This is a genomic window from Paenibacillus sp. KS-LC4, assembly GCF_036894955.1.
Taxonomy (GTDB): Bacteria; Bacillota; Bacilli; order Paenibacillales; family Paenibacillaceae; genus Pristimantibacillus.
The window spans coordinates 3,027,635-3,041,975 of the sequence record NZ_CP145905.1 but is presented as its reverse complement, the minus strand read 5'-3'; the positions used below and the strand labels follow the sequence as shown (position 1 = coordinate 3,041,975).

3 protein-coding genes are annotated in these 14,341 nt (G+C 51.3%); all 3 read right to left on the bottom strand.

Annotated features, from left to right (window positions below; translation table 11 throughout):
* Positions 1 to 10: 10 nt before the first annotated feature.
* The 3 genes from V5J77_RS12950 to V5J77_RS12940 are packed head-to-tail and all read right to left on the bottom strand — an operon-like array spanning position 11 to position 14,298.
* The gene (locus tag V5J77_RS12950; protein ID WP_338556398.1) at positions 11 to 4,015 is read right to left on the bottom strand and encodes a beta-ketoacyl synthase N-terminal-like domain-containing protein; all 4,005 of its coding nucleotides are present in this window, start codon (positions 4,013 to 4,015) and stop codon (positions 11 to 13) included.
* Between the two features lie 4 nt (positions 4,016 to 4,019).
* Entirely contained in the window at positions 4,020 to 11,714 is a 7,695-nt protein-coding gene (locus tag V5J77_RS12945) for an SDR family NAD(P)-dependent oxidoreductase (RefSeq protein WP_338556396.1), read from the bottom strand.
* Positions 11,715 to 11,736: 22 nt separating this feature from the next.
* Positions 11,737 to 14,298 carry a non-ribosomal peptide synthetase gene (locus V5J77_RS12940; protein WP_338556394.1) on the bottom strand — a complete coding sequence of 854 codons (2,562 nt, stop codon included), beginning with the start codon at positions 14,296 to 14,298 and terminating at the stop codon, positions 11,737 to 11,739.
* Positions 14,299 to 14,341 lie beyond the last annotated feature (43 nt).

Here is a 14,341-nt window from a genome sequence, read left to right as displayed (position 1 = left end):
TCCTCTTTTCCTACAGATCTTCAATAACGTGAATGGCTTCTTCCAGACTCATATTGCCTTCCGCAAGCTTCTCGAATATATCCCTTGCTTCCTGACGTACGTCACTGGCTGCCGCGGCCACTGGCTGCTCTTGCTCCTCTTTGTTAATATGCTGCGCCAGCCGCTGAACGGAAGGGAACTCGAACATGTCGGTAATCGTCACCTTGCCCGGATACGCCGACTCAATCAATTTATGGATTCTCATCAGCAGCAGCGAGTCTCCGCCTAGCTCGAACAACGTATCGTGGATGTCGATTTCGGGATAGCCAAGAATGGTGCTGAAAATATTGGCTACCTCCTGCTCGACCGCATTATAGCCCTCTCCCTGCTTGCCCCGAAGCGCGGCTTTCGAAGGTCTGGAGCTGTTGCTCACGGGGCTGTTGCCTTTCGGTAAAATAATCAGCCTGCCTTGGTCAAGCATAGCGGCATCATAATTTCCATTGGAGATAACTTTATGCCCTGCTTGCTCGGTACTTCCGTTCAACAATCGGCTGACTCGATCGTTTAGCTCCTCGGTTAAATCAAAGGGAAATGCTTTAAGTAACGAAACGTATTCTGGACTCTCGTTCATTTCGCCGATGAGCACCCTCGTCATATTCCGTTGCAGCGCCGTATCCATGCTTTCAATGGCTTGCACGGTAGGGAGCGCCTTGTAGAAGGAATCGACGTTGATGCCGAAGCGGACGGACATGCCCGCCTCCTTCCAGGAAACCCAGTTTAACGCCAGCGCATGGCGCCCCTCTTTTCTCCTGTAGGCAGCAAAAGCGTCCAAATATGCGTTTCCTGAAACGTAGTCCCCCTGCCCAGCTTCTCCAACCATCGAAACGCCCGATGAGTGCATAATGAAGAAGTCGAGCTGATCTTCCCGGGTAAGCTTATCCAATATCCAGGTTCCCGCCACTTTCGGCTGCAACACGTTTTTGAAGATGTGCAAATCCTTCTTGAACAAATAGCCCGCACCAGCTATGCCGGCACCGTGAATAATGCCGTTAATTTGTCCAAACTCATCCCTTAGCCCGTCAATAAGGGCCGCCATCGCTGCATAGTCCGCTATATCTACGCTATGGAGCGTAATACGGCTGCCCAGCGCTTCAATTTCCTGAAGCTTCTGGATTTTACGAATCGTATCCTCGTCCTCGCCGCCTGCAATAACGGCTGCCCACTCCTCCTTTGGAGGTAGCTGGGAACGGTTCACAAGGGCTACATTTACGTTTGCCTTGGAGGCCAAATATTTGGCGTTTTCAAGCCCAATGCCTCCAGTGCCGCCCGTTATGAGGTAAACCCCGGTATCGCGAATTTCCGTCCTAACTTCCTCCAGCTTGAGCGGATCTATCGGACCGTACTCCTCCGTATACCGACAGCCTTCGCGATAAGACACGTGATATTGCTTCGTAAAATGCTCCAATTCCGGCCAGATGGCCTCTACTTGCGTGAAGTCGTCAATATCTACCGCTTTGCATGCGATTTGTGTAAACTCCTGTGGAATAACCTTACCTAAGCCAACAAGCGTTGCCCATTCTGGGTTTAATTTAGCTTCCAGTCCCGTTACCGCATGCAGCAGCTTCGTAAACAACAGCATATGCCGTTTTGACCTCGGGTCGTGCCTCATGAGCGATCTTGTTAAATAGAGCAGGCTGTATATCCCGTGCTGCTGGCTTTGCTCCAACTGCTCCAGCGTTTCGGCAGCAAGTCTCTCGGATAGTCCGCACATATGCAAAATGTGGGTAACGGGACGCCCCAGCAGGTCAACCATCAGCTGGTCATAATCGCCTTCATTGCACGTAAGCGAATAGTGGTTAGCTTCAATCCTCGCAAAGCTGCTTCCAAGGGAAGCTACAATAACATTTCTCCCTTGCTCCCTCAGCTTGTCGATTGTCGCCTGCACAAACGATGAACGGCATTCGTCCTCGATAATGAGCACATCAGCCATTTGTGCGCGCTCCGCATCCTCTGACAGCTGCTCCGCTCTCCAGTTAAACCCGTAAAACAGTCCGCGCTCTTCTTCTGCTAGAGACTGTACTTGCTGCTGCAGCGGGGCATCGATCCAGCATCTGCTCCGCTCGAAAGGGTACGCAGGAAGCGATGCCTTTGAAGGCTTCACTTCTCCAGCAAGCAAATCCCAATCCACATCGGCGCCTTTGACATACAGCCCTGCTACTTGCTCGATCAGGCTGCTGGGCGCATCGGGCTCAGCCCAGTAAGCAGCTATTATTGCCGCCGCCTCTGCGCTTAGCCGCTCCTGCTCCTTGACCTTCAAATCGTTTGCTTCAAGCGCCTCCTTAGAGGAGTCAATGAGCCGATGAGCCCCGTAATATCTTGCTCCTTCGCTATCGTCAAGACGAGCATTGACAAGCTTGTCCCGCAAATCTGCTATGCTTGTCGGAAGCAGCGCTAGCCGATGCGAGTAATGACCTCTGCCAGAATTTGCGGTATAGCAAACCTCATCTAAATTCAGCTGGTCGTTATGCGCCAAATAATTTGAATAAAGGTTAATTAATTCAAGCAGTATTTGTTCCGACTTGGCAGACAATGTGAACAATCGCGGCGTCCTGGGCTTTTGCTCCGCGACTGCTTGTGCAGGAGCCTCCTCCAGTACAACGTGACAATTCGTTCCACTGATGCCGAAGGCGCTTACCCCGCATCTTCGCGGTCCTCCATCCGTTTCCCACGCACGCAGCTTTGCGCTTACGTACACCGGCGAGTCTTCAAACGGAATCGACCGATTCGGATGGTTAAAATGGATCGAAGGCGGCAGCTGCTTCGTCTTCAATGCCATGACTGCTTTTATGACGCTTACGATGCCAGCTGCCTCGCTTAAATGACCAATATTCGTCTTCACGGAGCTGACCGCGCAAAATTGTTTTTTGCTCGTATGTCTGCGGAAAGCCGAATGAATGCCTTGAATTTCAATCGGATCACCCAAATTGGTGCCAGTGCCGTGAGTCTCAATATAAGCAATCGTTTCCGGGTCGATGCCGGCATTTTCCCACGCCTGTAAAATAACATCTGTCTGTGCTTGCGGGTTTGGCGCGGTAAGTCCTGCTGACCGGCCGTCCTGGTTGGTGGCGCTCCCTTTAATGACCGCATAGATGACATCCTTATCTCTCAAGGCGTCCTTTAGCGGCTTCAGAACGATTGCGCCAATGCCTTCTCCTACCCCAGAACCGTTCGAATGGTTGTCAAACGTCCGCGACACCCCATCGGTCGATTCTATGCCAGTCTGCATATAGTCCTTGCTGATCGGCACCGTATTAATGTTGATGCCGCCAGCAATTGCCATTTCGCAAGTGCGGCTGCGCAGCGCCTGGCAGGCCGAATCTATCGCAACAAGCGAGGAGGAGCAAGCCGTATCAATAACCATGCTTGTCCCCTTCAAATCGAGCAAATAAGAAATTCTGCCGGAGATGACGGCGTTCAAGTTTCCGACCAAGCCAATCGAAAGCGCAGTAGGATCAATGTCCTCAATCATTTTGGCGTACATGTCCCTATAATTGCTGGCATAGCCGACGAACACGCCTGTCTTTGAGCCCTCCAGCCTGCTTCCTCCGTAGCCCGCATCCTCAACGGCCTGCCAGCTTGTCTCCAGAAACATTCTCTGGCACGGGTCCATCAAACTTGCTTCACGAGGGGACAACTTAAAAAACTTATAATCAAATTTATCGATTTCAGGTAAATAAGCGCTTTTGTTATAACGGATTTCCTCTTCAGGAACCCCCTTGAATCGAAGGTAACGGCTAATATCGCCGCTGCGCGTATCTGGAAATCCGGTTATGCAATCAACGCCGCTTTCGACAACCTCCCAAAACTCCTCTATCGTGCTCGCAGACGGGAGCTTGGCAGCCATGCCGATAATCGCAATATCGCCGGCATCCGTTACAGCTTCTGTCTCAAGCAGCTTAATCAAGTCAATAGCTACCTGCCTGTCAATCTTTTTGTCCTGAACACCCTGCACCAAATATTTGTAAGCCTTGTCCATATTCTCACCTCTCTTTGGAGCCGAGCTTGGAGAGCACCTGTTCAAGATCGAGCGCCCCATTATCAAGCTCGTCAAACATCCGGTTTAATTCGTCATCCTGCAATACTGTCCGATTGTTTATCGGGGCAGCAGCAGCCGTGTCCATCCCTACTTGCCGCCGTTCGATATGCTTAGCCAGCTTATGAACCGTCGGGTACTCGAACATGTCGGTAATGACAACTTCTTCGGTATATAGCTGCGAAAGCTTCTGATAAATTTGGCGAATCATGAGCGAGTCAGCTCCCATTTCGAAAAAGCTTTCGTGGATGTCGATTTCCGTAAATCCGAGCACCCCTTTACAAGCCTCGGCAACCTGCCGCTCGGTTTCGCTGAACGCATCATGCTCGCTGCCGATCAGCGTAACAGCTGCATATCCGGCAGACTTAGATGATCTTTCCGGCACTTGCGCCAGTCGTTCGTTCAACGTCTCAAGGCTTGTCGCAATGTCAGCTGATAATTGAATCGCATAGTTATGCAGCCACAACGCCATCCTGCTCTCCAAATTCAGTTCCCCGATCAAAACTCTGCTTTCCGGCGTGCACCAAACAAGGTCCAGCAGCTCCAGCGCACGGGCAGCCTGTATCGTTTTAAAAATCGTATCCGCCTGAAAATTTTGATCAGAAGCCATTCCCTTGCCTTGCCATGTCGTCCAATTAATCGTCAGCCTTCGTCTTCCATCGCTGGATGGCGCTGCACTATAGGCATCAAGATAAGCGTTTGCCGCCAGATAGTCGCTTTGATAGCCCGTCTCAAGCATCGTCGCAATAGAAGAATACATAATGAAGAAATCAAGACGATCCTGCTGAGTCAGCTGATCCAGCAGCCATGTGCCGTAGATTTTGGCACGGATGACTTGCTCAAACGTATCCAAGCTCTTCTCCATGATGGACTCAGTACGTGCTATTCCTGCTCCGTGTACGATTCCTTTGATTTCCCCGTGCGTTAGCCGGATATCTTCCAGCATTGCCGCGGTTTCATCGTATTGGGATACATCAGAGCGATATAAAATGACCTCAGAGCCACTAGCTTCGATCTCCCGAATGGCTGCTATTTTCTCGCAGAGCTTGAGATCCTCGTTTTGCAGCAATATGCTATCCCAGGTCCGCCGATCAGGCAGTTCGGAGCGATTGACTAGCACCAGCTTTATGCGGCCTTTGATGCTTAGCCATTTTGCCGTTTCAAGTCCTATTCCGCCTGTGCCGCCCGTTATGAGATAGACGGCTCCCGCTTGAACAGTCAGTTCCTCGCCGTTAGGCGTATTTAGACTGCTGCATGGCTCAAATACCTCAACATAACGAATTCCATTTCGAAAAGCAACGAGTCTGCTGTCTGAATTCATTGATAATTCTGACAAAATATCCTCTAGCTTCGGCTCTTCGTCCATGTCGATGCTGCGACAGCTTATATTCGAATGCTCCTTGGAGAGTGCTTTAGCTAGCCCAAGCAGCGGAGCATTTTCGGGTCGAAGCTGCCGTTCTACCCCTGAAATGCGGCAAGCATTTTCAGTCAACACGACTATTTCCGCAGCTTGCTCAAAACCGCAGGCAGCCCATGCCTTCATGATCAGGAACAAGCTCATTGCACCTCTATGCTGGCTTGCTTTCAGCTCTTCTATGCTGGATATGCCGCTTCTCGTCAGGCTGCCGCAATGGATAATTTGAGCAATTCCCTGCTCCGCTGCCTCCTGCAAAAGCTGGCTATAGTCAGCTAGCATTCTCCCTTCTGCAGCAGCTGTCTCCTCGCTAATGGACCAATCAGGGGGATGCGCGATAAGTACCTGCCTGCCCTGATCTCTTAATGCGCTAGCCAAACGCTCAGCAAAGCCGTCGCTGTCCCGGACGATGACGGTCACACCATCAGCGGGCTTGGCCGCTGAAACTACTAATCGTTCCTGCTGCTTCCAGCTCATCGTAAAGGCAGCTGGCAGCTTATCCACTGCTACAGCAGTGTCAGCAGCGGCAGCAGAAGCCGTACGGGGCAAAGCTTGCTTCGCATATTTAGGAAAGTCCGCCCAGCATTTTGTCCGCTCGAACGGATAGACTGGCAATTGAACTTTGGCGTGCTTTTGTTCGGCGTAGAGCTGCTCCCACGGGATATCTGCGCCCTGTACATAAAGCTGGCAAAGCTGCTCCAGCGCTTCGGTACGTGCTGCCGCCGGTACGTTTTCCAGCGCCATGACGGCTTGCTCGCCTGCTCGACCGAGCTCGCTTTTTCTCGCCTCTGTAATGTCGCCTGGGTTGCGAATGCTACGCTCATCGCTTACCGCCCGATATTCGCCGTAATACACTCCTGCCGCTGAAAGCGGGCTTAAGCTCTCCTGCTCGGCCAAATGCTTCAGCTTGCCGATCAGGTCAGCCCCATCAGAGACCATCAGGGCAAGGCGGTGAGCGTAATGTCCTCTCCCTGTATTCGCCGTATAACAGATGTCAGCAAGTGTCCCGGCAGTGCCATTCTCAAAGCGGTTGGCATACTGTCGGATCAGCCTTATAAGCGATCCTTTGCTGGCTGCTGATAAAGTCAATATTTGAGGCGGTGCTTGACACTTCGCTTCCTCATTAGATTCTGTAGCCTCCGGTGTGTACTCCTCAATAATCATGTGACAGTTCGTGCCGCTTAGGCCAAATGAGCTGACCGCGCATCTCATGGGCTGCTCTTCATTTTCCCATTTTCTTGACTGGGCGTTGATGAACAGCGGAGAATCATGCAGGTCGATTTTTGGATTTGGCGTTTGGAAGTAGAGTGTCGGCGGTATGACCCGATGCTTGAGCGCCATGACCGATTTAATAATGGACGCCATTCCGGCCCCTTCATTTAGATGCCCGATGTTCGACTTTACCGAACCGATTGCACAAAACTGCTTCTTGTCCGTATAAGACTCGATCGCCTGCTTCAAGCCGCTGATTTCAATCGGATCGCCAAGAGCAGTACCTGTACCATGGGCTTCAAAAAAGGCGATTGACTCTGGGTGAATGCCCGCCTTCTCCCACGCCCGCGTTATTACGTCAGTCTGTGCGGCAGGATTTGGCGCGGTAATGCCCATTGATGCGCCATCCTGATTGATGGCACTCCCTTTAATAACGGCATGAATATGGTCGCCATCCGCCTTGGCTTTGCTTAGCGGCTTGAGTATGATGGCCGCTGTTCCTTCGCCGCTGCCTGAGCCATCCGCATAGGCGTCGAAGGTGCGCGTTTTCCCATCCGTGGATTCAATGCCAATTTTGTTATGCTCATGATCAAGCGGAATAAGAAATAGCTTGACGCCGCCGACTATCGCCATGTCGCAATCGCCGCCCCGAATCGCATTACTAGCCAAATGCACAGCAACTAATGAGGAGGAGCAGGCCGTATCCACGACCATAGTCGGCCCCTTCAAATCAAGCATATGGGAAATGCGGCTTGGAAGCATCGCGGATACGTTGCCGACAATCGCTTCCGACATCATGACAGGATCAACATCAGTCAGCATCTTCTGATACGAATCGCGAATAATGTTGGCAAACCCGACATAAATGCCTGTGCGACTGCCGCGCAGCTTATCACCGCCATATCCCGCATCCTCAATGGCATGCCACGCCTTCTGCATAAACACCCTCTGGCACGGGTCGGTCAAATTAGCTTCCTTCGGCGATATTCGGAAAAACCGATAATCAAACTCATCAATGCCTTCCACAAAAGCGCAGTCCATATAGCCGGGATGTTCAGCCGGAGACTGACCTGTAGCTGCCAGATAATCCTCTGCGTAAATGCGCCGCTCTTGCGGGATAGGCCCTGTGCAATCTACGGCGTTGCTGATGTTTGTCCAGTATTGGTCAACGGAATCTGCTCCTGGAAACAGCGCAGACATTCCGATAATAGCGATGTCATCCTCATGCGAGGCAGGAGCATGCCTAGCAGCGGTATTTGGCTTGATTGCTTTGCTGTCTTCCTTTGTCAAAAATGACGCCAGCCTGGCTATTGAAGCGTAAGCGAACAAATCGGCTATTGAGGTTTGTCCCGTGTACCGCTGATCTACCAGCTTATGCAAGCGATGCAGTTGCACCGAATCTCCGCCTAGCTCGAAGAAAGTATCGTGGATACTCAGCTCCTCATAGCCGAGCACCTCGCGGTACAGACTCGCCAGCGTCTGCTCCACTTCGGAATAGGAGCCGTTTTTGCTGCCTAGCAGCTTCACCTTCGCCTCCTGCGCCCGCTGCGTCTTGCCTAGAACCGCCTGCTCCTTGCTGCTGTCACTAAACATGATAGCTCGCAGCTTCTCTGGCAAGTGGAAAACATCCTTGCTGAACAGCTCCAAACCTCGCGGATTAGACGTATTCACCTCACCGATTAATACACGTCCCAGATCTTTGCTGACGGCTTGATCGAAGCCATGGAGCGCTAATGCTGCGGGCAGCGTTTTGAAAATGCTGTCGATCGTTTCGCTCGTTCCTTCACCCATTCGCGCACCGTCCCACACGACCCAGTTAATGGCAAGAGCTGGCTTTCCGCGCTTCCTTCGATAATCAGCAAAAGCATCCAGATAGCAGTTGGCAGCGGTATAATCGCCTTGCCCCATCTCGCCAACAAGTGAAACGCCTGACGAAAATAAAACGAAGAAGTCGAGCTCATCCTGCTCGGTGACTTTATCTAAAATCCAGGTGCCCATAACCTTCGGATTTAGCACCTCTTCGAATACGGCGGTGTCCTTGCGAATGAGAAAGCCTCTGCCCGCTACGCCAGCCGCATGGATGACGCCATTTATTTTTCCATACTTTTGCCGCAGCCTCTCCATGGCGGCGCTCATTTCATCGAGCGAGGTGACGTTAAGCGGGATACACTCAACCTGTGCTCCAGTAGCAGCAATTTCTTGCAGCTTCTTAATGGTGTCATGCAGCCGTGAGCCGTCATCCTGCTCCAAATGCGAGGGCCAGTCCTCCTGCTTTGGCAGCGGGGTACGGTTTAACAGCGCCAAATTTATTTTTCCTTTGGACGCCAAATGTTTTGCCGTAAGTAGACCAAGGTTTCCAGCGCCGCCTGTGATGACATACACGCCTTCCTCTTTCACTGAAACGGGCTTGCCCTGCATTTTCTCAACATCCGTCTCTTCCATTATTTCTGCAAAACGCTCGCCGTTCCGATAAGCGATTTGATAAGTCTTTTTGCTAAGACCCATCTCCGCAATGACATCGCGTGCCGTAGTCAAAGCATCTACATCTATCGCTCTGCAAGTAATATGCGGGTATTCAATGCCAATGACTTTACCTAAGCCGAACAATGGCGAGTTTTCTGGCTTCAGGCACGCTTCCTCTCCGGTAATTCGGTTTACATAGTCGGCTGCAATAATGATTTCATGCTTATGTCCGACGCCTGCACGCAGGAGCGCTTTAGTCAAATGGAACAAGCTGAACACGCCTAAGCTCTGCCTTTCACTAAGCTGCTCCGCCGATATCAGCTCATTCGGTCCGTTGTAGCAAAGCAAATGCAGTATTTTTGTAAACTTCACATGTTTAATAGCTTCCGTCAGTTTGTCGTAATCTTCCTCTTTCTCGCTGATGATGTAGGATTCCGGGCTAAGCACCTGATAGTACGAGCCCCGTTTAACCTGAATGCAATGAACGCCTTCCTCCTCTAGCTGCTGCGAGAGCTGCTGCCATTCGCCCATAATAAGAACCGTTTCTCCCCGCAAGGTGCGGACTCCATGCTCTGCTGCCTCCTCCATCCACTTCATCGTGTAAAAGAGTGCGTTTTCACGCTCAGCAGGCGCAGACTCTGGAATTTGCAGCCAGCTGCGCTTCCGCTCAAACGGATAAACGGGGATATGCGCCCTTTTGGCTTTATTTCCTCTGTACATAGCGGACCATCCAATGGCCGCTCCAGCCGTGTACAGCTCTGCGATTTGCTGGAGCAGCTCTGGGCGCTCAAGTACGTCAGCGGTTTTCAACTGTTTGACAAGCCGCTCGGCTAGCTGTGCGGAATGAGCATGATCGCCCGCCGGCTTCGATGCACCATTAGAGAGCCAAGGAACATTCAAGCCCATTAAAGGCTGCCGACTTGCGATGAGCTGATGCAGCTTCTGCTTAAGATCGGCGATATCTGCGGCAATAAAAGCGAGACGAAGCGGATGATGATCGCGCCCTGCCGCCAGCGTATAGCTAATATCCTTAAGGCTGGCCCTTTGCTCCCCTTCAAAATATTCGCCCATATGGAGAAGCAGCGTATGAAGCGCTTCCTCGCTTTTCGCCGATAGCGGAATCATATACGATGGCTCCGGGGCGGCTGCCGCCTGTTCAGTGGCCGCTGTCTGAGGGGTATATTCCTCCAGCACCATATGACAGTTGGTACCCGACAAGCCGAATGAGCTGACACCGCAGCGCCGCGGAGCCTCTCCTTGCGCCCATGGCTTCTGGGACGTGTTTATGTATACTGGCGAATCAATAAAAGGAATTTGTTTATTCGGCTTCTTGAAGTGGAGGCTTGGCGGAAGCAGCTGATGCTTGAGCGCCAGTGCCGCTTTAATTAGCCCGGCTATTCCTGCACAATCATAGAGATGGCCAATATTCGTCTTCACAGATCCGATCGCACAAAATTGCTTTTTGTCCGTATACTTTTCGAACGCTTTGCTAATTCCTTCAATTTCAATCGGGTCGCCAAGCTTTGTCCCCGTGCCATGTGTTTCGATATAGGCAATCGTTGCCGGATCAATGCCCGCCTCCTTCCAAGCCTTACGAAGAACGGCCGTTTGGGCGGAAGGATTCGGAGCCGTAATTCCCATAGAGGCGCCATCCTGATTCACCGCGCTGCCCTTGATGACGCAGTAGATCGAATCGCCATCCCGCTTCGCTTTGCTGAGTGGCTTGAGCAGAACAATCGCAGCGCCTTCCCCCATTCCTGATCCGTCGGCTTCATCATCAAAAGCGCGGGTCTCATCGTCCGTAGACTCGATGCCCAGCTTCGCGTGATTTTTGTTTTGCGGAAGCAGATTAAGGCGCACTGCGCCAGCCAGCGCCATTTCGCAGTCTCCTCGGCGAAGCGCCTGGCAGGCCAGATCGACAGCTATAAGCGAGGAGGAGCATGCGGTATCTACCGTCATGCTGGGCCCTTTGAAGTTAAGCAAATAAGAAATCCGGCTTGGAATAATAGAAGATAAATTTCCCGGCATCGCTGCTGATGCCAGGGTGGGATCAACGGCCTCAATCATCTCCCGGTATACATAGCTTTCAACGTCTCCGATGTGTCCGGCATAAACCCCAATGTTGCTGCCAGAAAGCTGCTGCGGCCCGTATCCCGCATCTTCAAACACATTCCATGCCGCCTCTAAAAATACACGCTGACGAGGATTCATCAGCAGCGCTTCCTTCGGCGGAATATTGAAGAAGGAGTAGTCAAATGCGTCAATATCCTCAAGGTACGCACCATTGGAGTATGGCAGTTCCGCTTGTCCCGAGTATCTGACATACCGATCAGCATCCTCCCGGCGTTTTTCCGGAAATTTCGTGACGCAGCTTACCCCATTTTTAATATTTTGCCAGAACGCCTCTGTATTGCGGGCATTTGGAAAACGCGTATAAATGCCGATGATAGCAATATCGTGGTTGCTTACTTCCTTTATGGCTGCCTTTGGCAGTTCGTCCTGGCTTCTTAAACGCAATTGCGTCAAATCCGGCGACTTCGTCTTCAACTTCATCCCCCTGTTCTTCAGCGGTTCGCTAGACCGAAACCTTATCGCTATTCTCCACGATATCAGCGAGCAGCAGCATGTATTGGGTAAAAAGCTCCTTTATTTTGTGCTCCTTCAGTTTTCGGGAGTTAAAGCCGCACAGCACCTCGACTTGCTCATCGTATTCTGCAAGCTCGACCACAAGATCGAACACTTCAAGCCATTGACCTTGCGTGGATGCGGCATCTGCCTGAATAACGAAAAGCGGTAAAATTCGCAGCTCTTCACTTTGCTGGATGCGATCCAGATCCTTGGCTGTATAAACGGAGTCATCGTCATCTCCATCCTCATTGCCGCTGCGGGCTTCCAGCTTTGTTACAGCGAGTTCAATTAGCGCCTCCAAGGAATTGACCTCTGCAAAATCAATGGTCAGCGAGCGGAACTGATTTTCATCAGCTGCCACTTGAACATGAATTATGTCCTCGCCGGATGCCAGCTTCAGCAAATAAAGGAAACCGGACAACAGAACATGCTTGAGGTCCGTCTTCGCCTCATCAGCCATAGCTTGCAGCACGCTGCATGTTTCAGAATCCAGCTCAGCCTCAAAGGTTGAAACGCCCTGACTGCCCTCCTTGTTAAAGTAGGCCTCATCCATGCTGACGGAAGGTAGGCGTAGACTCCCGCCGCGATCAATAAACGCAGTCAGTTTATCAATCGTCGGATATTTATACAGGTCAGGCACAGATACGCGCAAGCCATGCCATTTTTCCAGCTCATCGGAGAGCTGGGTGAGAATGAGCGAGTTGCCTCCGCTTTCATTAAAGTGGTCGTGGATGCCAAGCTCCCGTCCCAGCAAGTCTTGGCAGAGCCTAAGCAGCAGCTGCTCTGTATTTTCAGAGGCAGCCTGCTTGCTTTTGATGCTCTCTATATTACGAATGAGCGAGTCAAACTGCCCGCTCGTGTATTGCTCCCCCAGCTTATAGCGCTGTATTTTTCCGCTCGTTGTTTTCGGTATGGATTTGACAGGGATAACATGGTCGATAAAGATGCCCATTTTCCGGTGAATATGCTGCTTGACCCGGCTGGCAAGCCCGCAGAACGCCTCCAGATTTTTACTTCTGTACAGCAGGAACAAGCATGCTTCCTCCGTATCCGCCAGCTTCCCTTTCGCAGCGCAGGCTGCGACGTTCCATAGCTCGACCCCGTCTACTTCCTCCGCCACTCTTTCAATGTCATGGAAAAAAACATTTTGCCCGTTGACGAATAAGATGTCCTTTGCCCTTCCAACAACGACTAGCCGCCCATGAAGCATAAATCCAATATCCGCTGTATTCAGCCAGCCATCTGCCAGCTTTTCAGCTGCTTCTGGTTCGTTATAGTAGCCTCGGGTGACGCTCGGCCCTTTAATTAAAATGTAACCAACCGTACACATAGGAAGCGGACTGCCCTGTTCATCCGCAATCATAACTTCGCAGCTGTCAATGGGACCACCAACATCTACATAAAGCAGACTGTTTGGCTCCCCTCGTTGGAGTAATCGCACGGTCTCTCCTACCTGGAGAAATCTCCGATCCACAGCCACAGACTTGAACGGCTCAAGCTGAGGGGTGAAGCAAACGCCAACCGTTCCCTCAGCAAGCCCGTATGCCGGTCTCATAGCTGTCTGCGGGAGATTATACTTTGCTAGCTGCTCTATAAAACGCTCGCTAATTTCCGTTGATATGGGCTCGGCCCCGTTGCAAAGGCAGGATAGGCCGGATAAGTCCCAGCCGTAGTCATGCTCTTGATCATAAAAGGCCAAAAAATATTTATAGCCGAAATTAGGACTGTACAGCATATTAATGCGATGCTTATTCGCCTTCTCTATCCACAGAAGCGGGTTAAGAATAAACAGCTTCGTCCGCATAATAAACTGCGAGGATTGTGTAAAGGCATGCAACAGATGCATCGCAATTAAACCCATGTCATGCGTGAGCGGCATCCAGCTTAATACCCGCCCGCCTGCATCTAAATTCCATACCTTCTGCATAGCTGCAACGTTCGCCATCACGTTGCTATGGGTTAGAATCACACCTTTTGGGTCGCCCGTCGATCCAGAAGAGAATTGAATAAAGGCAATATCCTCCGGCTGAGCCTCCATAAGCTCCGCACTGCTTTCCCCTTTTAAGGACGCCGTATTTATAAATCGGGCTTTCATGACGTCAACACTTGGACCACATTCCGGGTTCTCCTCTGCAAAAGAAGCCAAACCGTTCATCGTTGCTTCGCTGCCAATCATATGCGGGGTGCCTAATTTACCCCAAACCTTATTGACCTTCAGCTTCGTTTCATCATTGGTTGCCACGGTTACCGGGACGGCGATGATCCGCCCCAGTATGCAAGCCCAGAAAACTTCAAGAAACAATCGGTTATCCTGTATTTGCAACAACAGCTCGTGGCCCGCCTGCACCCCGTGTTGACGCAAGTCCTGAAGCAGACATAGCGAACGCTCGTAAAGCTGGCTGTAGGAGACAAACTCTTCCTCGTCTGCCTCGTTGATAAATGTAATTCCCCGATCAACTATTTCACGGTTTGCTGCGAAAATATGATGCATGAGCTGCTGCTTGTCCATAACCGCTGGCTCACCCCCATTCGTTTTATAGGTCCAGCGCAAA